The organism is Pseudoxanthomonas japonensis (assembly GCF_043632995.1).
Classification (GTDB): Bacteria; Pseudomonadota; Gammaproteobacteria; order Xanthomonadales; family Xanthomonadaceae; genus Pseudoxanthomonas_A; species Pseudoxanthomonas_A japonensis.
In genome coordinates this window covers 282,585-304,494 of the sequence record NZ_CP171632.1, presented here as the reverse complement: position 1 = coordinate 304,494, position 21,910 = coordinate 282,585, and the positions used below count along the sequence as shown (strand labels likewise).

Here is a 21,910-nt window from a genome sequence, read left to right as displayed (position 1 = left end):
GCCGGCACCCCTTTCCCCTGATCCTCCGGAGTTCGCGCGATGAAGTCCCGCCACGTCCTGATGCTGTCCCTGTTGCTGCCGCTGCTGGCGGCCTGCGGCCCGAAGCCCTCCACCGACACCACCCCGACCCAGGAAGCCCCGGCCGCGCCGGCGACCGATGCCAGCGCCACGCCCGCCCCCGAGGCTGCCACCGCGCCCGCCGACACCGCCACGGCCGCGCCGGGCGAAAGCGCCGAGACCAGCGCCGCGCCGAACAGCAACCCGGTCTTGCCGCCGCAGGGCCCGGCGCCGGTCGCGGGCAAGGACTACGTCGTGATTCCCAACGGCCAGCCGTTCGCGCCGCTCAACGGCCAGGTCGAGGTCGTCGAGGTGTTCGGCTACGTCTGCCCGGCCTGCGCCCGCTTCGCGCCGGAAGTCTCCTCGTGGAAGAAGAAGCAGCCCGCCGACGTGCGCGTGACCTACGTGCCGGTGGTGTTCGGCCCCGTCTGGGCGCCCTACGCCAAAGCGTTCTATGCGGCCCAGGCCAAGGGTGTGGCCGACAGGAGCCATGACGCCGTATTCAGCGCCATCCACCTGCAGCGCGCGCTGCCGGGCGAAGGCCAGCCGCCGACCGACCCCGCGACCATCGCGCAGTGGTATGCCAAGCAGTACGGCGTGGATGCGAAGGAATTCGTGTCGCTGATGAACGGCTTCAGCACCAACGCGCAGATCGCGCGCGGCATGCAGTTCGCCAAGAACAGCGGCGTGGAAGGCACGCCGACGATCATCGTCAACGGCAAGTACCGCGTCACCGGCGGCCAGACCTACGCCGACGTGCTGCGCATCGCCGATCACCTGGTCGCGATGGAACGCGCGCAGCGCTGAGCCCCGCGGAAGCCCCCACTTCCATGACCGAATCCGCGCCCGCAGCCGCACGACGGCTGCGCCTGCTCAGCGCCAACATCCAGGCCGGCTCCAGCACCCGCCGCTACAGCGACTACGTGACCCGCAGCTGGTCGCATGCGCTGCCGGCGGGCAACAAGCGCGGCAGCCTGGATGCGATCGCGCAACTGGCCGGCGAGCACGACATCGTCGGCCTGCAGGAGGCCGATCCCGGCAGCCTGCGCTCGGGCTTCACCAACCAGACGCACTACCTGGCCGAGCGCGCGGGGTTCGACTACTGGACGCACCAGCCCAACCGCAATGTCGCGCGCGTGGCCGGCAGTGCGAACGGATTGCTGAGCAAGCTGGAACCGGTGGAAGTGAGCGACCACAGCCTGCCCGGCCGCATCGGCGGCCGCGGCGTGCTGGTGGCGCGTTTCGGCGAAGGCGACGAAGGCCTGACCGTCGCCGTCGCCCATCTCTCGCTCGGCGCCAACTCGCGCCGCTCGCAACTGGCCTTCATCGGCGAACTGCTGTCGGACCATCCGCACGCCGTGCTGATGGGCGACTTCAACTGCGTCCCCGACACGCCGGAAATGGAACTGCTCTACAAGCGCACGCGCCTGCGTCCGCCGGCGTTCTGCGTGCCCACGTTCCCGAGCTGGCGCCCACAGCGCGCGATCGACCACATCCTGCTCAGCGAAGGCCTGCGCGGCGACAACGCCCGCGCCATGCCTGCCGCCAACTCGGATCACCTGGCGCTGGCGATGGACATCGACGTGCCGCACAGCGCATTGCGTTGAACGTCGGGGTTCACGGCGTGGCCGTGACGCGCTGGCGGAAGGCCGTCGCGTCCATCGGCCGGCCGAACAGGTAGCCCTGGAACAACCGGCACCCCTGCTCGCACAGCAGTGCGAACTGCTCGTCCTGTTCGATGCCTTCGGCGATCACGTCGATACCGAGATCGCGCCCCATCTGCAGCAGGTTGCGGGTGATCGACGCGGCATGCGCGTCGCGCACGATCCCGCGGGTGAACGCGCGATCGATCTTCATCTCGGCGAACGGCAGGTCACGCAGGTACGACAGCGAGGCGTAGCCCGCACCGAAATCGTCGAGCGACAACCGCACGCCCATCGCGTGCAGCGCCCGCATCTTGCCGACCGCGTCGTCCATGTCGTGCACCAGGACGCTTTCGGTCAGCTCCAGCGTCAGCAGCCCGGCATCGATACCGCTGCGCGTCACCGCATCGTCCACCTGCTGCACGAAATCGGGTTGCCGCAGCTGCAGCGCGCTGATGTTCACGGACAGCCGCATGCGCTGCAGCGCGGGCTCCCGCCGCCATTCCGCCAACTGGCGGCAAGCATCCTGCAGCACCCACTGGCCGAGCGGCAGGATGAAGCCGGTGTCCTCCGCCGCCTGCATGAAATCGGCGGGGCGGACCAGCCCGCGTTGTGCATCATGCCAACGCAGCAAGGCCTCCGCCCCGATGATGCGGCCACCTGCATCGACCTGCGGCTGATAGAGCAGCCGGAAGCGGCGTTGCGACAGCGCATCGCGCAGCGCGCGGTGCAGCGCGCGGTGTTCGGCGACGTCGGTTTCGGCCAGCCGCAGCACGATCAGGAGGCTGGCTGCCGCCGTGGCCAGGTTGATCCAGATGCCGATGCGCCGCACGTCTTCGGTGATCGCGAAGCGGTCCGGCGTCCCGACCGGCGCAGCGGCGAAGAACACGAACACGCCCACCAGCACCGTGACCACGCCATAGCGCAGCCACGGCCGCTCGTCACGGAACACGTGGTGCGCACAGACGGCGAGCACCAGCAGGAAGACATGGACCGTCCTGGGAACCGCCGCGGTCGAGACATCCAGGAACGCCGAGAAGAAGCACAGCAGGGCGAACAGGCCGGTGAATGCCAGCCACGATGCCGCGCGTATGCGGCGGAGGCGCGCCATCACGATGACCACCCCGCCCAGCAAGGCCAGCGCCATCTCCACCGCCGCCACGACCCACGCGCCGCGCGATGCGAAGAACACGCCCCAGCCGAAGCCCAGCGACGCCATGATCACACCTGTCGCCAGCAGCAGGTGCAGGGCACGCCGCTGGCGACGGCGCGCCATCATGCCGGACCAACCCATGCCATCCGCCTTGTCGACCGGCGCGTCCATTCGATGAGAGTCCCTCCCGCCTGCCCACATCGTACTCCCGTGGCGGACGGGAAGCGCTGCAGCCTGTCCTCCGTTGGAAAGCGTCAGCAAGACGCCACCAACGGAAACAGGCTGGCGTCCGTCGCGCGTCGCGCTCAGCCGCCGGCGATGATGGCGACGCCCATGACGACCATGAAGATGGCGAACACGCGCTTCAACGCCTTGCCACCGATGCGGTGCGCGAGCTTCGTCCCATAGGGCGCGGCGAGTACCGAGGCGATCGCGACACCGATGGCGGCCGGCAGGTAGATGTAACCGATCGCGTGCGATGGCAACGCGCCCGGCGGTGCGTGCAACGCATACCCGAATGCACTGGCGAGGCCGATGGCGACACCACAGGCGCTGGAGGTACCCACGGCACGCACCGGCTGGACGCCCCGCGCGACCAGCAGCGGCACGGTCATGCTGCCGCCCCCGATACCGACGACCGCGGACACCGCCCCGATCACCGAGCCCGCCAGACTCATCACCGGTCCACGCGGCGCGGGCACGCCGCGCCCTTCCGGATGTGCGTTGCCGCCGAATGCCATCTGCGCGCCGGCGATGAAGCAGTAGCCCGCCACGATCCAGCGCAACACGTCGTCATCCAGATATACCGCCAATCCGCTGCCCAGCCAGCCACCCAGCAGCAGGCCCGGCACCATCCAGGCGACCGTCGGCCACAGCACACTGCCGCGGCGATGATGCGAATACGCGGACGATGTGGCCGTCAGCACGATGCTCGCCAGCGAACTCGCGAGTGCGGCATGCATCGCGGCCTCTTTCGGAATGCCATGCAACGGCAGGATCCACGCCAGCGCGGCCACCAGCACCAGGCCACCGCCGATACCCAGCAAGCCCGCGAGAATGCCGGCCAGTACACCCAGCACCGGGAAAATCCACACACCTTCCACTCACCACCTCATGGTCACGGCCTGTCTACGGGTCGGTTCAGGCGGCTTGGGTATAGTCCCGGCATGATCCGTTTTCCCCCCGTCATCGTACTCGCTGCTCTCGCTGGCCTGTGTGCCGCACCCGTCCTCCACGCGCAGTCGCTCGACGCGCAGCGGCCCGCGGTGCGCGATGCGCTCGCCGCCGCGGAGGCGGGTCGCTTCAACGCCGCGGCCTCGTCATCCCTCTCGGGCCATCCGCTGTACGGATGGGTCGAACTGGCGGCCCTGCGCCGCGATCCCGATGCGATATCGACGGCGCAGGCGCAGGCGTTTCTCGCGCGCTACGACGGCCAGGCCGTCGCCGCACAGCTTCGCAACGTGTGGCTGGCCGCCCTGGCGCGCCGCCAGGACTGGCCCACCTTTCTAGCCGCCTGGAAGCCGACCGACAGCGTCGCCCTGCAATGCGCCCACCTGCAGGCGCGCCAGGCGACTGGTCGCACGGATGCCGCGTGGACCGGGCAGGCGCAGGCGCTCTGGCGCAAGGGCGCCAAGTCGCTGCCCGATGGCTGCGATCCGGTGTTCAACGTATTGGCCAGCCAGGGCGGACTTGCGCCGGCCTTGAGGTGGGAACGCATCGAGGCCGCCGCCGCCGAGCGCCAGACCGGCGTGATGCGCAGTGCTGCGCGTGGCCTGCCGTCCGACGAAGCCACGCTCGCCAACGATTACGCGGCCTTCATCGATGCGGTCCATCCGCGCGCGCTGAACTGGCCGAAGACCGACCGCAGTCGCCGGATGGCGGCCTACGGACTGGCGAAACTCGCGCAGAGCGATCCCGATACTGCCGAACGCCTGCTGCCGCAGTACGCCGATGCGCTCGGCATGGGCGAAAACGAGCGCGGCCAGGTGCTCTACCAGATCGCGCTGTGGACGGTCGCGTCGTACGGACCGGACTCCGCGCGCCGGCTTGGCAGCGTCCCGGAATCCGCCTACGACGAGCGCCTGCATGAGTGGCGCGTGCGCGAGGCGCTGTCCCGCGGCGACTGGCCGTCTGCGCTTGCGGCGCTGAAGAAGATGCCACCCGCGCAGCGCAACGATTCCCGCTGGCGCTACTTCGAAGCGCGCATGAGCGAGAAGACCGGCGATCGCGCCAACGCGCAGCGCCTGTTCCGCGAGACCGCGTCCAGCCCCACCTTCCATGGCTTCCTCGCGGCCGACCGCCTGGAACAGCCGTACGCGCTGTGCGCCTGGATCCCCAACGATCCCGCCACGGCCAAGCAGGCCATCGCGCGCGATCCCGCCATCGTGCGCGCGATGGAGTTGTGGCAGCTGGAACGTCCCGGCTGGGCGACGTCCGAATGGAACGATGCCCTGTCACGCTTCGACGACACCCAGCGTCGCCTCGCGGTAGAGATCGCGCAGGACAACGGCTGGTTCGACCGCGCCGTGTTCTCGCTGGGCAGCGTGCGCGGCGAGAGCCGGCCCGACGAACAGCGCCTGTACCAGCTGCGCTTCCCGCTGCACCACGGCGACACCATCAAGCGCGAAGCGGCGAAGCACGACATCGATCCGGCCTGGGTTGCGGCCGAGATCCGCGCCGAAAGCATCTTCAATCCGAAGGCGCGCTCCGGCGCCAATGCGATGGGGCTGATGCAGGTGCTGCCGTCCACCGGCGCCGGCGTCGCCAAGCGGTGGAGCATCCCGTATGCCGGCGCGGCGAGCCTCTACGATTCCGACACCAACATCGCCATCGGCACCGCCTACCTGCGCGAGATGGAAGACAAATACGGTGTGCCCTATGTCGCCATCGCCGCCTACAACGCAGGGCCGGCACCGACGGCACGCTGGCAGTCGCAGCGCCCCGGCTTCGATCCCGACATCTGGATCGAGACGATCAGCTACAAGGAGACACGCGAGTACGTCGCGCGCGTGCTGGCCTTCAGCGTGATCTACGACTGGCGCCTCAACGGCAACGCGCTGCCGGTGAGCGACCGCCTGATGGGCCGCGTGCAGGCGAAGCGGAAGGCTTTCACCTGCCCGACGGCGCAGATGCCGAAGAGCTGAGGCCGATAGCGCCTGCTGTGGGAGCGACGTAAGTCGCGAATCAGGTCTGCATTACGCCATCGCGACTCACGTCGCTCCCACACCACCCCCCCCCCGCGCAGACAGTGGGCACACCCATCCGGCATCATGCCGCCATGAAAACCTATCTCGTCGGTGGCGCGGTACGCGACCGGTTGCTGGGCCTGGAACCCGGCGACCGCGATTGGGTCGTGGTCGGCGCGACGCAGGCGCAGATGGAGGCGCAGGGCTTCAAGGCCGTCGGCCGCGACTTTCCGGTCTTCCTGCATCCGGACACCGCCGAGGAGTACGCCCTCGCGCGCACCGAGCGCAAGAGTGGCCGCGGTTATCGCGGCTTCGTCGTCGACGCCGATCCCTCCGTGACGCTGGAGGAAGACCTGCAGCGGCGCGATTTCACCCTCAATGCGATCGCGCAGGACGAGGACGGCACCCTGGTCGATCCTTACGGCGGTGCGCGCGACATCGAGGCGCGCGTGCTCCGCCACGTGGGCGACGCCTTCGTCGAGGATCCGTTGCGCGTGCTGCGTGCGGCCCGCTTCATGGCGCGCTTCGCATCGCTCGGGTTCACCGTTGCGCCGGATACGATGGCGTTGATGCGGGACATGGTCGCCGGCGGCGAACTGGACACGCTGGTGCCCGAGCGCGTCTGGCAGGAACTGCGCCGCGCACTGGCCTCGGCGACGCCTTCGGCCTTCCTCGCCACGCTGCGCGCCTGTGGTGCGCTGGCCGTGGTGCTGCCCGAAGTCGATGCGCTGTACGGCGTGCCGCAGCGCGCGGAGTACCACCCGGAAGTGGATACCGGCATCCACCAGCAGATGGTCAGCGACATGGCGGCACGGCTCGCACCCGGCGACGCGCGCATCGGCTTCGCCGCGCTGGTGCACGACCTCGGCAAGGCGTTGACGCCGGCCGACGTCCTGCCGAAGCACATCGGCCACGAACATGCCGGCGTGAAGCCGGTGATCGCGCTGTGCGAACGGCTCAAGGTGCCGGTCGACCACCGCGAGCTGGCGGTGATGGCCTGCCGCGAACACCTCAACGTGCACCGTTTGGCCGAACTGCGCGATGCGACCGTGGTCGAGCTGCTCACGCGCTGCGATGCGTTCCGGCGGCCGGAACGCATCCCGTGGCTGGCCACGGTCTGCGAGGCCGACAAGCGGGGCCGCGGCGGCAGCGAGAACGCGGACTATCCGCAGGGCCGCGCGCTGGTGCGCCTGCACGAGGCGGCCTGCCGTGTCGGCGCACGCGACGTGGTGCGCGAGGGCATGACGGGGCCGGAGATCGGCGCCGCCGTGCAGGCCGCACGGGTGGCGGCGGTGCACCGCGCCCGTCAGACCGGCGGTTGATCCGCGCGCGCCATCGTCAGCCCGCACGGAGTATCGTCGCGTTCGCGGCGTCGGGGCCGCTCACCGCACCCAGGGGATCGACATGGAACGCACGCGCACCCTGCTGTATGCCTGCCTGGCAGGCGTCGGACTCTGGGGCTTCGATGCCCGAGCCGACGACACCATCACCTGCGAAAGCCGCAACGACCGTTACCAGAGTTGCGCCATCGCCACCGCCGGCTACGTCACGCTGGACCGCCAGCTGTCCGGCACCGCCTGCACGCAGGGCCGTACCTGGGACTACGACCGCCGCGAGATCTGGGTGGACGACGGCTGCCGCGCCACGTTCCGCGTGCACACCGATTCATCGGGACACCACGGCAACGACCACGATGCCAAGGTCGCCGCCGGCGTGCTGATCGGCGCCGCCATCCTCGGCGCCCTGGCGCACAACGCCGACAAGAAGGACGACAAGTACGACGACGACCGCTACCAGGGGCCGCGGCACACCTCGTACGTGCCCTCGTGGATGATCGGGACGTTCGAGGGCTACAACCCGGTCTACGACCGCGACGTCACCCTGACCATCGGAGCGGATGGCCGCGCCAGCGCACGCACGCGCGACCAGACTGTGGAGGGCTGGATCAACGAGGGTCGCCTCAACGTGGGCAGCACGTCGTTCGACATCGACCGGTCACGCGAGGGCCTGGTGACCACGCAGCTCGGCGACCGCCACAACGAGGTGCGCTACCGCCGGGTGCGCTGACAGCGATGCGCGGCGCAGGCGCGCATGCTGGCGCATCACTTGATCGGCGTGCAGCTCAGCTTGTTGCCGAAGAAGTCCACGCTGGCCTCGCCCTGGTGCTCCCAGTACTCGACGCCGACACGTCCGTACTTGGCGCCGCTGGCCGCCGGCTGCGGGAACACGATGGCCTGGTCGTTGCCCAGCATCATCACCGCGGCCTGCGGATCGATGTCGTTGTAGTAGGTCATGGTGAACGGCTCGCGGTTGTTGCTGCAGCGGAACGCCACCGGCTTCGGCACGGGCGCACCGGGCGCGGCGATGGCCAGTTCGACCAGGCGCGTGCGGTAGGCGTCCAGCACGCACAGGCGCAGGTCCTGCTGCTTCCAGCACTCGTCGCGCCCCTTGGCCCAGCCGCGCTGCACGGCGGGATCGGCGTCCTTCGCCTCGGCGTACCTCGCGGCCAGCTGGCGATCCAGCGCGGCGAGTTCGGCATCGCGGCAGACCAGCTTCTCCGCCTCGCTCGCCGCCCTGGCGCAATCGAACGAGGGTGGGGCCACGGCAGCGGTCGTGGCGGCGTCGGCCTGCCCGGCGGGAACCGCGCTCGCCGCGGCACCGGTATCCGCCGGCCCGGGCACGGTGGCTGCGGGCGCGACGGCCTCGGGCTTGCATCCGGCAAGCAGCAGCAATGCGATGCAGGACAGGGGTGCTTTCATCGACAGGCTCCGGCGAGGGCGGATGCGCATGCTAGCGCCATGCGCGTGACGGCGGCCTTCAGCGCGACAGCCGCAGGCGACTGATCGTGCCGCGCCCGGGTGCCGACTGGATCGACAGCGTCCAGCCAAGGTGTTCGCACAGGCGCGCCAACAGGTCCAGGCCGATGCCTCCGCCCTCGCGGCCACCGCCACGCGCCATCTGCGCGTAGAGGCGGCTGATGTCCTCGGGCGTCATGCCGTGGCCGGGATCCTGCACGGTGACCGTGGCGTCGCCGTCCAGGCCCACATGGATTTCGCCGCTGTCGCTGTTCTCGATGGCATTGCGAAGCAGGTTGCCGATCGCCGCCTGCACGATGTGCAGCGGTGCCGCCACGCTGCATGGCGCCAGGTCGTCGATGACGACCGACAGGTCCTTGCCCTCCATCAGGTGGCGATGGTCGTCGATGATGTCGGGCAGCAGTTCATGCAGCGGCACCACCTCGTTGCTTCGCGACAAGCGTGCCGGATCCTTGGCCAGCGTCAGCAGCAGCGCGATCAGCCGCTCGACGTCGCGCGCGGTCCGGTGGATGCGCAGCACCTGCTGGCGCGCCGACCCCGGCAGGTCGTCGCGCCCCAGCGCGAGCTCGCTGGCGCCGGCGATGATGGCGATGGGCGTGCGCAGTTCGTGGCTGGCGGTATCGATGAAGATGCGCTCGCGCTCGACGAAGGCATCATGGCGCCGCAGATAGTCGTTCAGCGCATTGGTGATGACCTGGAGCTCCGAGCTGGCATCGTGCCCCACCGCCACGCGCCGGCCGGCGCGGTCGGGGGACAGTGTGCCGATGTCGCGGGCCAGGTCGGACAGCGGGCGCAGCGCATTGCGCACGCCGCGGGCAACCAGCACGCCGACGATGATCAGGACGACGAACGCGAGCCCCAGCGATCCGAGCAGCAGCGCGTCCTCGATGGTCTCGATGCCGGTGATGTCGCGTACGACGAAGTAGTCCACGCCCCGCACGCGCTGCACCAGCACGACGTTCTCGCGCCCGCCGAACCAGAAATCGTCGTGCACCCCCTGGGGCAGCATCGACAATGCGGGCGGGGGCGGACGGCCCGGGGCGCTGTAGATCTGCAACGTGTCGGTGTCCCGCCACGCATGCTGCGGGTCTTCCGCCTGCCGCTGCAGGTGGTGCGCTATCTCCCGCTGCAGCAGCGACTTCCACACCCTGTCCTCGAGAAAATCATCCGCGAAGACCAGCAGGATGACGGCGGCCAGCAGGACGGCGTAGCCGCCGAGCAGGCGCCGGATCTGCGTGTGCAGACTGCGGGGGGGCTTCACGCGCCCCCCGCGTCGTGGGGAAGTGCGAGACGGTAGCCCGTCCTTGGCAATGTCTGGATCAGCTTGACCGGGAACGGCCCATCCACGCTGCGCCGCAACTCGTAGATGTGCGACCGGAGCATGTCTCCGTCCGGCGGATCGTCACCCCACAGCGCGTGTTCCAGTTGCTGGCGGGTGACCGCCGCCGGACTGGCCTGCATCAGCGTCTCCAGCAGCTTGCGGCAGGCCGGATACAGGTGCAGCGGCTGCCCCGCACGGGTGACCTCCAGGGTGCCCAGGTCCAGTTTCAGATCGTGGACTTCCAGCACCTTGCGCCGCTGGCGTCCGTGCATGCGCGCCATCAGGGCTTCGAGCCGCACCTCCAGTTCAGGCAGTGCGAACGGCTTGGTCAGGTAGTCGTCGGCACCCGCCCGGAAGCCGGCGATCTTGTCCGGCAGTTCATCGCGTGCGGTCAGCATGATGACCGGCAGGCTGGAGTCGTGCTCCTCGCGCAGCCGTCGCAGGACCTCCGGGCCCTCCAGCCGCGGCAGCATCCAGTCGAGCACCAGCGCGTCGTAGGCCTGCGTGGTGGCCAGGTGCAGCCCGGTGACGCCGTCCGGGGCCGCGTCCAGCGTGTGGCCGCGCGCCTCGAAGTAGTCGAACAGGTTCGCCACCAGGTTCCGGTTGTCTTCGATCACCAGCAGCCGCATCGGCAGGACCCGCGCGAGGAAGGAGGACCGGCAGCATGGCAGGCCGGACGTCGAAGCGACGTCGGAGTTCCGACGAATCTCTTACGCGCCATGATCCACCATCGCGCACCGACTTGCCGGACAACCGCCCACCCATGCGATCGATGCACCTCCGACTTGCGCCGCGCTGGCAGACACCCTTGCTGGCCGCGCTCATGGTGTGGGCGTTGCTGGCCGGGCTGGGCCTGCGTGAACCGATGCCCGCCGACGAGCCACGCTTCGTGCTCGCCGCGCGGACCATGGTGGAGACGGGGCAGTGGTTGTTCCCCCACCGCGGTACAGAGCTGTACGCCGAGAAGCCGCCGACCTTCATGTGGCTGCAGGCGGCCAGCTACGGGCTGGTGCGCAGCTGGCAGGTGGCGTTCCTGCTGCCGTCGCTGCTCGCCGCGCTGCTGACGCTGTGGTTGTCCGGCGATCTTGCGCGCCGCCTGTGGGGACGTCGCGCCGTACCGTACGCCGTGTTCGGCCTGTTCGTCTGCCTGCAGTTCGCGCTGCAGGCCAAGCGCGCGCAGATCGACATGGCGCTGGTGGGCATGACCACGCTGTCGCTGTGGGCGCTGCTGCGCTACCTGCTGGAGAAGCCGAGCCCGTGGTTGCTCGCACTGGGCACGTTCGCGGCCGGGCTGGGCACGGTGACGAAGGGCGTGGGCTTCCTGCCGCTGCTGGTGTTCCTGCCGTGGCTGTGGGTGCGATGGAAGTCGCCGCAGACGCTGCCCGCGCACCGCGGTGCCCATGCCCTGGCCGGCGTGGCGGGTTTCCTGCTGGGCGCGGGTGTCTGGCTGGTGCCGATGCTGTCGGTCGCGCTGACCTCTGCCGATTCCGCGCTGCATGCCTACGCGCGCGAGATGCTGTTCAAGCAGACCGGTACGCGCTACGCCAACGCATGGCACCACGTGAAGCCGGCCTGGTACTACCTGCAGACGATGCTGACGCTATGGCTGCCGGGCGTGCTGCTGGCGCCCTGGTTGCTGCCGGCCTGGTGGCGACGCCTGCGCCGCGTCGATCCGCGGTACGCACTGCTGCTGGGCTGGGCGCTGCTGGTGCTGGTGTTCTTCAGCGCCAGTCCGGGCAAGCGCGAGGTCTACATCTTCCCGATGCTGCCGGCGCTGGCCGTGGCGGCGTCGCCGCTGCTGGCGGGCCTGCTGCGGCGACGCGGCGTGCGTGCGGTGCTGTGGACCTACCTGTCGGCCCTGGTGCTCGTCACGGGGGCACTCGGAGCCTGGCTGCTGCTGGCTCCGCCCGAACGCGTGCAGGCGCTGCTCGATGGCCGGGGCATGGACATGGCCACCGCGGCGCGGATGGGACGCTGGCTGCTGGGCTTCGCCATCACGGCACTGGTCGCGATGGTGTCCGCGCGACGGCATGTCGCCGCCGCCCTGGTCGCGGTCACCGCGGCACTGTGGACCGCGTACGGCATGGGCTTCATGCCGGCGATCAGTCCGGACAGTTCAGCCAGGGCACTCATGCAGCGCGTGGGCGAGCGCATCGGTCCCGATGCCGAACTGGCGATGCTCGGCTGGCGCGAACAGCACCTGCTGCAGGCCGACCGGCCGGTCACCGACTTCGGCTTCAAGCAGCCCTGGGTGGACCAGTGGCAGCACGCGCACGCCTGGCTGCTGGAAGCGCCGGGCAAGCGCTGGCTGTTCCTGCGCAAGGAGGCCATCGGGCCCTGCCTGGATCCCGCCAAGGTCATCGACATCGGCGCGTCCAACCGGCGCGACTGGATCCTTGCGCCGGGCGGCGCATGGATCGAGGGATGCGACGTGCCCGCGGACTGGTCGGCGGACGTCAGCGAAGACTGAACGCCGAACAACATCGCACGGCACCCCGCGGCGTTTAACGCAGCTCCGACAGCGGTCCGACTGCGCTACGACATCGCGGTGACCAGCATGCACGCACTCCCCTCCGTGCGAACCGCATGTCCGCTTCTCCGACCTCGTTGACTGTCGTGCCCGAGCAGCGCCTCCCGGGCCTGCTGCCGGTTTCGGTGATCCTGCTGGTGGCCGCGTGGCTGGCGGCGCAATCGCTCGACCATGCCTGGGCGTCGTGGCTCTTCCATCAGCAGGGCGACGCATGGTCGCTGAAGAACAGCGTCGTGCTGGAGACGCTGCTGCACCGCGGTGGCCGCCTGCTCAGCCAGCTCGCCTGGGCGGGCGTGCTGGTGGCAACGCTGTGGCATTGGCGCACGCCCTCCGCGCAACGCTGGACCCGCCCTGCCGCGCGGCTGCTGGTGGCGGTGCTCGCCTCGACCGCGGTGGTGGCATGGCTGAAGGCCACCACGCACATGGATTGTCCGTGGGACCTGGCCGGTTTCGGCGGAGACCGCCCGTTCGTCGCGCTGTTCGAGCATCGACCCGCCGGACTCGGCGCGCCCGGCTGCTTCCCCGCCGCGCATGCCGCGGGTGGCTACGCCTGGGTGGCGTTGTACTTCTTCTTCCTGGCCGTCGCGCCGCGCTGGCGCCATGTCGGCTTGGCGGCCGGGCTGCTGGCCGGTCTCGTGTTCGGACTGGCCCAGCAGCTGCGGGGCGCGCATTTCCTGTCGCACGACATCGCCAGCCTGGCGGTGTGCTGGGCGGTGGCCTGCAGCGTGGACCGCCTCGCCGCCTGGCGCAGGCCGGGCGTCGACATGGAGTCGCACGCATGAGCGCGTCGGTCCTCGGCCATCCCGCGCTTCCCTCGCGCTGGCAGCGCCTGCTTGCGCTGGTGCGGACGCGTCCGCGGGTGTCGCAGGAGGCGCTGATCCTGTTCGCCTGCCTGTACTTCAGCCTGTTCGCCAATGCGGTGTTCTGGCAGTCCGCCGCACCGCACCCCTGGCAGCAGTGGCGCTGGACGCTCTCGCTGTTCCTGCTGGTCACGGCCGTGCACGGCATCTGGCTGTCGCTGCTGGTGTGGCGCCGCACCGCCCGCGTGGTGCTGTCGGCGCTGGTGGTGGTGGCGGCAATGGCGGGCCACTACATGGCGGCGTATGGCATCTACATCGACGCCGACATGATCCGCAACGTGCTGCATACGGACTGGCGCGAAGCCAGCGATCTGGTGGGGGGCGACATCCTGATGCCCTTGCTGGTGGCGCTGCCGGCGCTGCTGGTGATCTGGCGCGTGCGCCTGCGCGATCGCCGGTGGACGCGCGCGCTCGGCATGCGCGCGGCGTTCCTCGCCGGCATGGTGGTGACCGGCGTGCTGGGCGTCCTGCCCTCCACCCAGCAGCTGACCGCCTTCCTGCGCAACCAGCGCGAAGTGCGCTACTTGGTCACGCCGGCCAACGTGCTGGTGTCGCTGGCCAAGGTGGTCAACGAAGAACCTCCGGGGCACAAGCGCGTCCTGCAACCGATCGGCGAGGATGCCGTGCAGTCGCCCGCCGCCACCATGCGCCGCCCGCGCCTACTGGTGCTGGTGGTGGGCGAGACCGCGCGCGCCGCCAACTGGGGGCTCAACGGCTACGCCCGCCAGACCACGCCGGAACTGGCGAAGCGCGACGTCCTCAACTTCCCGCACGTCACCGCCTGCGGCAGCAGCACCGAAGTCTCGCTGCCCTGCATGTTCTCGCCCTGGGGCCGCGAACATTACGACGAGAAGGAGATCCGCAGCCACCAATCGCTGTTGCACGTGCTGCAACGTGCCGGCGTGGCCACGCTGTGGCGCGACAACCAGTCCGGCTGCAAGGGCGTATGCGACGGCCTGCCCGTGGAAGACCTGCATGCCCGCACCGATGCCGCACTGTGCAACGGCAAGCGCTGCTACGACGGCATCCTGGTGTCGGGACTGGCCGATGCCGCGCGCGGGCAGAAGCGCGACCAGGTCATCGTGCTGCACATGCTGGGCAACCATGGGCCCACGTACTCCGAACGGTATCCCGCCGCGTTCGGCGTCTATTCGCCGGTCTGCGCGACCTCGGACCTGGAGCGCTGCACGCGCGCGCAGATCGCCAACGCCTACGACAACGCCCTGCGCTATACCGACCACGTGCTGGCGTCGGCCATCGACCAGTTGAAGGGCCTCGAGGACTACGACACCGCCCTGCTGTATGTCTCGGACCATGGCGAGTCGCTGGGCGAGAAAGGCCTGTACCTGCACGGGATGCCGTACGCGATCGCCCCGCGCGAGCAGCTCGAGGTGCCGATGGTGGCCTGGTTTTCCCAGGGCTGGCGCGCCTCGACCGCGCTGGATGCCGCCTGCCTGCGCCGGCAGGCGGCCGGCGCGCGCAGCCACGACGACCTGTTCCACACCGTCCTGGGCCTGACGGACGTGAAGACGGCCCTCTACCGGCCGGACCACGACATTTTCCTGACCTGCCGGGGAGGAGCATGACGCCACCCAACCCGAGCCTGCCGCCATGACGAGCCTCTCCGTCGTCATCCCCGTCTTCAACGAACTCGAGAACATCGGGCCGCTGGTCCACGAAACGGTGTCCCACCTGCGCGGTCGGGTGGCCTTCGACATCGTCTGCGTGGACGACCATTCCGACGACGGCACACGCGACGTCCTCACCACCCTGAAGGCGGAGGTGCCCGAGCTGCGCGTGCTGCTGCACCAGCAGCGCAGCGGCCAGAGCGCGGCCATCCGCACCGGGGTGAAGCACGCACTGTCGCCGTGGATCGCCACCCTCGATGGGGACGGACAGAACGACCCCGCCGACATCCTCAAGCTGCTCGCCGCCCGGGCCAACGCGAACCCGCAGGTGCGCCTGTTCGCCGGCTGGCGCGTGGACCGGAAGGACTCGGCGAGCAAGCGCTGGGCCTCGCGCTGGGCCAACCGCATCCGCCAGCGCCTGCTGCGCGACGACACGCCCGACACGGGCTGCGGGATCAAGCTGTTCGAGCGCGCCGCCTTCCTCGACCTGCCCTACTTCGACCACATGCATCGCTACCTGCCGGCCCTGATGCAGCGCGCCGGCTGGCAGACGGTCAGCGTGCCGGTCTCGCACCGCCCGCGCGGCACCGGCCAGTCCAAGTACACCAACCTCGGCCGTGCGCTGGTCGGCATCCGCGACCTGATCGGCGTGTCGTGGCTGATCCAGCGCAGCCACGTGACCCCCATCAGCGAGCTCAACCTGGGGCGCAAGCCATGAGCGCGATGGACCAGGAACTGGTATGGCTGGCCTGGACCGGCCTGCACATGACCCCGTGGAAACTGATCGGCCTGACCGGCGCGGCGCTGTTCGGCGCGCGCTGGCTGGTGCAGTTCGTCGCCTCGCGTCGCGCACGTCGCCCGGTGATCCCGCGCCTGTTCTGGTACATGAGCCTGGCGGGCAGCCTGATGGCGCTCAGCTACTTCATCTTCTCGTCGAAGCAGGATGCCGTCGGCGTGGTGCAGAACCTGCTGCCGGCGTTCACCGCCGCCTACAGCCTGTACCTGGACATCCGCCACCGCCGCGAACAGGCCGCCACCGGCGCGGATGCGCGAGCGCATCCGGTGCGCTGATCAGCTCCGGTTCGGCGTGAGCTTCAACAGGCGTCCACCGCTGCCGTCTTCCAGCAGCCACAACGCACCATCCGGCCCCTGTTCGACCTCGCGGATGCGCTTGCCCATCGCGTAGCGCCGGGACTCGCGCGCCTGCGTGCCGTCGAACTCGATCTCGACCAGTGCTTGCGATGCCAGGCCACCGATGAACCCCTTGCCACGGAACCACGGAAACAGGTTGCCGGAATAGATCACGAAGCCGGCCGGCGCGATCACGGGCGTCCACCAGGCTTCCGGCGCGTTGAAGTCGGGACGCGTGGAGTGGCGCGGAATCGGTGTGCCGTCGTAGTTGTCGCCGTTCGATACCACCGGCCACCCGTAATTGGTGCCGCGCTCGATCAGGTTCAGCTCGTCGCCGCCCTTGGGTCCCATCTCGTGGACCCACAGGCGCCCGGCATTGTCGAACGCGATTCCCAGCATGTTGCGGTGCCCGAGCGTCCAGACCTGCGCGGCGATGCCGCCCTGCGCGGCGAACGGATTGTCGGGTGGCACGCTGCCATCGTCGTTGAGCCGGATCAGCTTGCCGAGCGAAGACTGCAGGTCCTGCGCGGGCGTCGACGCCTGCCGGTCGCTGGAGGTGATCCACAGCTTGCCGTCCGCCCCGAACGCGAGACGGTGCCCGTAGTGCGCTTCACCACTCACCTTGGGCAGCTGCCGCCAGATCACCTGCAGGTTCGACAGGCTGCCGCCGTTGCCGCTGGCGTCGAGCTGCAGCGTCGCACGCGCCACCGCCGCGCCACGGGTGCCGCCACTGCCGGCTTCCGCGTAACTGAGATAGACCAACCGGTTGTCTGCGAAACGGGGATGCAGCAGCACGTCGCCAAACCCGCCCTGCCCGCCGTACGCGACGGCCGGCACGCCGACGACCTCGCCGACCTGTCCCGTGGCGACGTTGGCCAGCCGCAGCTTGCCGGACTTCTCCGTCACCAGCAGGCGTCCGTCGGGCAGGAACGTCATCGCCCAGGGCTCGTTGAAGGTCGCGACCGGCGTACTGGTGAACGGTGGGTCGGGCACCAGGCGGGCTCGCGACAATCCGGCCATCACGCGCCCGGTCTCCGGCGTCGCCGGTGGCGGCAACGCGACAACCGACGGCGGCACCACCGATGCGGTTCGGGACGCCACGACCGCCGTCACGCCCTCTTCGTTCACGGTCGCCCGCTGGCATGCGGACAGGCACAGGCAGCAGGCGAGCAGCAGCGGCATCTTCATGCGGGCGGCATCCGGCGGTGGGCTGCCTGTCGTTTTAACCCGGCCCGGGGCAGGAAAGCGTGACGATGGCGGCGCTTCAGACCTTCACGTACCAGCCGCGACGGTCCATCGCCCGGACCACCAGCCACCACACGCCGACGAAGGCGAGTGCGAACGCCAGCGAAGGCACGTAGGCGCCGAAGCGCGGCGTCATCCAGTCGGCGAAGCCGTACCGGTACAGCGGCCCCATCCAACCCAGGGCGAGCACGACGTACGTCATCACCGCCGCACCCACATAGGCGGCGATGGCATTGACGCCGAAGCGTCGGCCGACGGCCGGCCAGCCAAGGCGATCCACCACCGCATGCGCGAACAGCAGGGCGAGCATCGCGCAGCCGGCCGCGAAAAGCGCGTACGACGACGTCCACAGCGCCTTGTTCAACGGAAACAGCGGCGACCACGCCAGGCCCAGCACGACCATGGCAGCACCCGTACCACCGATCGTGCGAAGCGCACCGGCGCGCAACGCGCTGCCCCCCCGCACGCCGAGCAGCGCGGTGGCGACGGCGGGCAACGTGCTCAGCAGTCCTTCCGGATCCTGTCCGCGCATCGCGGCGGCGTCCCACTGGTACAGCCACGGGCCGAAGAGCGTGGTGTCCACACGCGCCGCCAGGTTCGTGTACGGGTCGTAGCCCCAGGGCGCCATCAGCACCCAGTAACCCAGCAGCAACGCCACGATCAGCGCCCACTGCGTGCGCGGCTTCAGGTACAGCGCGAGCAGACCGGCGATGGCGAAGCACAGCCCGATCCGTTGCAGCACCCCCCACGGCCGGAACGAGGGACGGTCCAGCAGCAGATACGCCAGCAGGTGCAGCGCCAGACCGAGCGCGACGATCTTCGCGGCGCGCCACAGCACCGCGCGCACCAGCGCCGGCCTGGCCACGCCCGCTTCCGCGCGGGGCACCACGCCGAGGGCGATCGACACGCCGACGATGAAGAGGAAGAAGGGAAACACCAGGTCGGTCGGGGTGACGCCATGCCACTCGGCATGCAGCAACAGCGCGTACACATGCGACCAGTCGCCCGGCGTGTTGACCAGCAGCATCGCCGCGACTGTCAGGCCGCGCAGGGCATCGACGGACGCGAACCGGACCGGTGCGGCGCTCATGCAGCGAACGTCACTCGCCGCCGATCCACGTACCGATCACGCGCAGGTCGGCATCCAGTGCGACCAGATCGGCGCGCCAGCCCGGCGCGATGCGTCCGTGCGTGTCGCCGAGGCCGAGGAACTCGGCCGGATAGGTCGATGCCATGCGCGCCGCCTCGTCCAGCGGCAGGCCCAGCAGGCGCACCGAGTTGCGCACGGCACTCGCCATGTCCAGGGCCGATCCCGCGAGCGAGCCCGCGGCATTGCGTACCACGCCATCGACGGCGGTGATGGTCTCGCCATAGAGATCGAACGCGGGATCGTCCGAGCCGACCATCGGCATCGCGTCGGTCACCAGGAAGACCTTGCCGCGCGGCTTGGCGGCGAGCGCCACGCGCAGGCTGGCCGGATGCACGTGCACGCCGTCGACGATCACGCCGCACCAGCTGCCTTCGTCCTCGAGCGCGGCACCGACCGCACCCGGTTCCCGCCCCAGCAACGGCGACATCGCGTTGTACAGGTGGGTGAAGCCGGACACGCCGGCGTCGATGCCGGCACGGATCTGCTCGTACGTCGCGGCGGTATGACCCGCCACCACGATCGCGCCCCGTTCGACCATCGCGCGGATCGTGTCCACCGGCACCTGCTCCGGCGCCAGCGTCAGCAGCGTCACGCCGTTGTCGAGCGAGGTCGCCATCGCCACTTCGCCGTCATCCGGCACGCGGAACTTCGTGGCGTTGTGCGTTCCCTTGCGTGCGGGCGCAATGTACGGACCTTCCAGGTGGATGCCGAGCACGCCCGGCACCTTCGCTTCGATGGCGGTGCGCGTGGCCTCCACCGCGCGCGCCATCACCTCGGCATCGTCGCTGATCAGCGTCGGCAGCAGGCCGGTCGTGCCGAAGCGGCGATGCGCTTCGGCGATGGTGCGGATCGCGTCGACCGTGGTGGCGTTGTTGAACAGCACGCCACCGCCGCCGTTGACCTGCGCGTCGATGAAGCCGGGCACGAGCGCTGCGCCATGCAGGTCGCGGCGAATGGCATCGGCAGGCAACGCTTCGACAGCGACCAGGTCGACGATCAGCCCGTCCTGCATCAGCACGGCAAGCCCTTCGACGAACCCGTCGGGCGTCAGCACGCGGGCATTGCAGAGCGCGGTGGCGGGACGCAGTGCGTTCATACCGTTTCGGTGACCTTGTTGAGGTGCGGCGGCACGTCTGGATTGTGGCCGCGGCGCAGCGCCAGCGCATTGATCGCGCGGTAGAAACTCTGGATGGTCAGCAACGGAGCGCACGCGGGATGCGGTGCAGCGACCAGCGGCAGATCGCCCTGCCGCGAGGCCACCCACACCTGCGCACCGCGACCGCGGAACTCCTGTGCCAGCGCCAGCGTGCCGGCCTCGGTCTCGTCCGGCTGCGCGAAGCACAGCACCGGGAAGCCGGGGCCGACCAGCGCCATCGGCCCGTGCTTCACTTCGGCGGAACTGTAGGCCTCGGCATGCAGGCCGCAGGTTTCCTTGAACTTCAGCGCCGCTTCCTGCGCGGCGGCCAGGCCCAGGCCGCGGCCGAGCACGAACAGGTTGTGCGCACCGACCAGTCCTTCCGTGAGCGGCGACCAGTCGGCCTGCCAGGCACGCTGAAGCGCGTCGGGCAGGGCGAGCGTGGCGTCGTGCAGCGGGGCCTCGTCCTTCCAGTACGCCGCCAGTTGCAGGATCGCGGCCAGCGAACCGAGATAGCTCTTGGTCGCGGCCACGCTGCGCTCCGGTCCGGCATGCATCGGCAGCACGGTGTCGGCCAGCTGCGCGAGCGGCGAATCGGCCACGTTGACGATGGCGACGACGCGCGCACCGGCCTCCTTCGCCGCCGTCGCGTTGCGCAGCAGGTCGGGACTCTTGCCCGACTGCGAGATCACCACATAGAGCGCGCCATCCAGCCGCTGCCTGGCCTCGTAGACCGAACCGACCGACGGCGAGGCGGATGCCGTCACCACGCCCAACTGCGTCTCGAACAGGTACTTCGCATACGTGGCGGCATGGTCGGAACTGCCGCGCGCACACGTGACCACGAAGGGCGGCGGATTGCGGCGGAGATCGGCGGCCAGCGCCTTCACCGTGTCGGCGTTGCGTGCGTACTGGTCGGCGATGATGGCCGAGGCCTGCGCGGCCTCCTGGTGCATCAGCGTGTCGGCGGGAGCGGGAAGCGAGGTCGTCATGTCGAAGGCGGTTCAGGTCGTTCCGCGCGTGGGCGGACCGGAGCGGTGGAACCGCGCACGACCAGTTGCGGCACGAAGCCCTGGTTGTGCACGGGCGTGGGGTTGTCGTCGTAGGCGTCGGTGCGCAGCCCGGCGATCAGCAGGCGCGCGGCCTGCTTGGCGATGTCCTGCGTCGCCTGCTTGGCGGTGGTGAGCGGCGGCCACGACTGCTTGGAGAACGGGCTGTCCTCGAAGCCGGCGATGGACAGGTCGTAGGGCACGTTCATGCCGGCCGACTTGGCGGCGGCCAGCACGCCGGCGGCGATTTCATCGTTCGACCCGAAGATCGCCGTCGGCGGCTCGCGCAACGCCAGCAGGCGGCGCGCACCGCGGAAGCCGTCGTCGAAGGTGTAGTCGCCGGGCACCACGAGGTGCTTGTCGAGCGTGATGCCGTAGTCCTTCAGCGCCTTCTCGTAGCCGGCATAGCGTTCGGTGCTCGACCGGTGCGCCAGGCCGCCCCACAGGAAGCCGATGCGCTGGTGGCCGAGCTGGATCAGGTGCTCGGTGATCTCGTAGGCGGCGTCGCGGTCGTCGACGTAGACGCAGGGCAGGCCATCGGCGGGATCTTCAGTGGCCGCGATGATGCGCACCAGCTTCACGCCGCGTGCGGCGAGCGCGGTGACGAGGTCGGCGCGCTCGGACATCGGCGCGGTCAGCACGAGCCCCGCCAGGCGCGAACGCTGCACGAACTCGACCAGTTCCTCCGCCAGCAAAGGTGAGGTGGAATCGACCGGATGGATCTGCAGGCCGAAGCCGGTTTCCTTGCACGCCGCCAGCACGCCGTTCTGCACGCCGATGATGTGGTACGGATTGGGGTTGTCGTACACCAGCCCGATCACGAACGGCGTGCCGCTGCGCAGGTTGCGCGCGGACTGGTCCGGTTCGTAGTCCAGTTCGGCGATGGCGTGCAGCACGCGCGTGCGGGTGCCCTGCAGCACCGACGGCTCGTTGTTGATGACCCGGGACACGGTCTTCAGCGAGACCTTCGCGCGTTCGGCGACGTCCTTGATGGTGGGTCGGCGCAT

General features: G+C 69.7%; 20 protein-coding genes. 10 read left to right on the top strand and 10 right to left on the bottom strand.

Annotation, left to right across the window (positions count from 1 at the left end):
* Positions 1-39: 39 nt before the first annotated feature.
* Together ACGHX3_RS01320 and ACGHX3_RS01315 are read left to right on the top strand one after the other, a co-directional pair.
* Positions 40-864 carry a thiol:disulfide interchange protein DsbA/DsbL gene (locus ACGHX3_RS01320; RefSeq protein WP_394696121.1) on the top strand — a complete coding sequence of 275 codons (825 nt, stop codon included), beginning with the start codon at positions 40-42 and terminating at the stop codon, positions 862-864.
* Between the two features lie 23 nt (positions 865-887).
* A complete protein-coding gene (locus ACGHX3_RS01315; RefSeq protein ID WP_162335935.1) occupies positions 888-1,664 on the top strand; it encodes an endonuclease/exonuclease/phosphatase family protein in 777 nt (258 codons plus the stop codon).
* Positions 1,665-1,674: 10 nt separating this feature from the next.
* Here the strand turns inward: ACGHX3_RS01315 and ACGHX3_RS01310 are convergent, their stop codons facing one another.
* On the bottom strand, positions 1,675-3,024 hold the full coding sequence (locus ACGHX3_RS01310; protein WP_394696120.1) for a putative bifunctional diguanylate cyclase/phosphodiesterase: 1,350 nt from the start codon (positions 3,022-3,024) through the stop codon (positions 1,675-1,677).
* 134 nt (positions 3,025-3,158) lie between these two features.
* Entirely contained in the window at positions 3,159-3,956 is a 798-nt protein-coding gene (locus tag ACGHX3_RS01305; RefSeq protein ID WP_394696119.1) for a sulfite exporter TauE/SafE family protein, read from the bottom strand.
* Between the two features lie 66 nt (positions 3,957-4,022).
* Between ACGHX3_RS01305 and ACGHX3_RS01300 the strand changes: the two genes are divergently transcribed.
* The 3 genes from ACGHX3_RS01300 (at position 4,023) to ACGHX3_RS01290 (ending at position 8,105) form a co-directional block, all read left to right on the top strand.
* On the top strand, positions 4,023-5,996 hold the full coding sequence (locus tag ACGHX3_RS01300) for a transglycosylase SLT domain-containing protein (RefSeq protein ID WP_394697214.1): 1,974 nt from the start codon (positions 4,023-4,025) through the stop codon (positions 5,994-5,996).
* Positions 5,997-6,130: 134 nt separating this feature from the next.
* Entirely contained in the window at positions 6,131-7,360 is a 1,230-nt protein-coding gene (locus ACGHX3_RS01295; RefSeq protein WP_394696118.1) for a multifunctional CCA addition/repair protein, read from the top strand.
* An 82-nt stretch (positions 7,361-7,442) separates the two neighbouring features.
* A complete protein-coding gene (locus ACGHX3_RS01290; RefSeq protein WP_394696117.1) occupies positions 7,443-8,105 on the top strand; it encodes a DUF3011 domain-containing protein in 663 nt (220 codons plus the stop codon).
* A gap of 35 nt (positions 8,106-8,140) precedes the next feature.
* On the opposite strand, the gene ACGHX3_RS01285 is transcribed toward ACGHX3_RS01290, so the two are convergent.
* The 3 genes from ACGHX3_RS01285 to ACGHX3_RS01275 are packed head-to-tail and all read right to left on the bottom strand — an operon-like array spanning position 8,141 to position 10,804.
* Positions 8,141-8,797, bottom strand: coding sequence for an MliC family protein (locus ACGHX3_RS01285; protein ID WP_394696116.1), 657 nt, complete (start codon positions 8,795-8,797; stop codon positions 8,141-8,143).
* A gap of 58 nt (positions 8,798-8,855) precedes the next feature.
* Positions 8,856-10,115: a sensor histidine kinase gene (locus ACGHX3_RS01280; RefSeq protein WP_394696115.1), complete on the bottom strand. Its 1,260-nt coding sequence runs from the start codon at positions 10,113-10,115 to the stop codon at positions 8,856-8,858.
* Positions 10,112-10,804: a response regulator transcription factor gene (locus ACGHX3_RS01275; RefSeq protein WP_162335941.1), complete on the bottom strand. Its 693-nt coding sequence runs from the start codon at positions 10,802-10,804 to the stop codon at positions 10,112-10,114. The genes ACGHX3_RS01280 and ACGHX3_RS01275 overlap by 4 nt, the downstream gene beginning before the upstream one ends.
* A 134-nt stretch (positions 10,805-10,938) precedes the next feature.
* On the opposite strand from ACGHX3_RS01275, the gene ACGHX3_RS01270 reads away from it, so the two are divergent.
* The 5 genes from ACGHX3_RS01270 (at position 10,939) to ACGHX3_RS01250 (ending at position 16,264) form a co-directional block, all read left to right on the top strand.
* A complete protein-coding gene (locus tag ACGHX3_RS01270) occupies positions 10,939-12,645 on the top strand; it encodes an ArnT family glycosyltransferase (protein ID WP_394696114.1) in 1,707 nt (568 codons plus the stop codon).
* A 116-nt stretch (positions 12,646-12,761) separates the two neighbouring features.
* Positions 12,762-13,487 carry a phosphatase PAP2 family protein gene (locus ACGHX3_RS01265; RefSeq protein ID WP_394696113.1) on the top strand — a complete coding sequence of 242 codons (726 nt, stop codon included), beginning with the start codon at positions 12,762-12,764 and terminating at the stop codon, positions 13,485-13,487.
* Positions 13,484-15,151 carry a phosphoethanolamine transferase gene (locus ACGHX3_RS01260; RefSeq protein WP_394696112.1) on the top strand — a complete coding sequence of 556 codons (1,668 nt, stop codon included), beginning with the start codon at positions 13,484-13,486 and terminating at the stop codon, positions 15,149-15,151. The genes ACGHX3_RS01265 and ACGHX3_RS01260 overlap by 4 nt, the downstream gene beginning before the upstream one ends.
* A gap of 25 nt (positions 15,152-15,176) precedes the next feature.
* Complete coding sequence (locus ACGHX3_RS01255; RefSeq protein WP_394696111.1) at positions 15,177-15,911, top strand: glycosyltransferase family 2 protein; 735 nt, start codon at positions 15,177-15,179, stop codon at positions 15,909-15,911.
* Entirely contained in the window at positions 15,908-16,264 is a 357-nt protein-coding gene (locus ACGHX3_RS01250) for a lipid-A-disaccharide synthase N-terminal domain-containing protein (protein WP_162335946.1), read from the top strand. The genes ACGHX3_RS01255 and ACGHX3_RS01250 overlap by 4 nt, the downstream gene beginning before the upstream one ends.
* Here ACGHX3_RS01250 and ACGHX3_RS01245 read toward each other — a convergent pair whose 3' ends face one another.
* From ACGHX3_RS01245 to ACGHX3_RS01225, 5 genes are all read right to left on the bottom strand, one after another.
* On the bottom strand, positions 16,265-17,344 hold the full coding sequence (locus ACGHX3_RS01245; protein WP_394697213.1) for a PQQ-dependent sugar dehydrogenase: 1,080 nt from the start codon (positions 17,342-17,344) through the stop codon (positions 16,265-16,267).
* Between the two features lie 244 nt (positions 17,345-17,588).
* The gene (locus ACGHX3_RS01240; RefSeq protein ID WP_394696110.1) at positions 17,589-18,659 is read right to left on the bottom strand and encodes an acyltransferase family protein; all 1,071 of its coding nucleotides are present in this window, start codon (positions 18,657-18,659) and stop codon (positions 17,589-17,591) included.
* A gap of 10 nt (positions 18,660-18,669) precedes the next feature.
* Positions 18,670-19,815 carry an N-acetylglucosamine-6-phosphate deacetylase gene (gene nagA, locus ACGHX3_RS01235; protein WP_394696109.1) on the bottom strand — a complete coding sequence of 382 codons (1,146 nt, stop codon included), beginning with the start codon at positions 19,813-19,815 and terminating at the stop codon, positions 18,670-18,672.
* Positions 19,812-20,846 carry an SIS domain-containing protein gene (locus ACGHX3_RS01230; protein WP_394696108.1) on the bottom strand — a complete coding sequence of 345 codons (1,035 nt, stop codon included), beginning with the start codon at positions 20,844-20,846 and terminating at the stop codon, positions 19,812-19,814. Before ACGHX3_RS01230 ends, nagA begins: the two co-directional genes overlap by 4 nt.
* Positions 20,843-21,910, bottom strand: a complete 1,068-nt coding sequence (locus ACGHX3_RS01225; protein ID WP_162335950.1) for a LacI family DNA-binding transcriptional regulator — start codon at positions 21,908-21,910, stop codon at positions 20,843-20,845. Before ACGHX3_RS01225 ends, ACGHX3_RS01230 begins: the two co-directional genes overlap by 4 nt.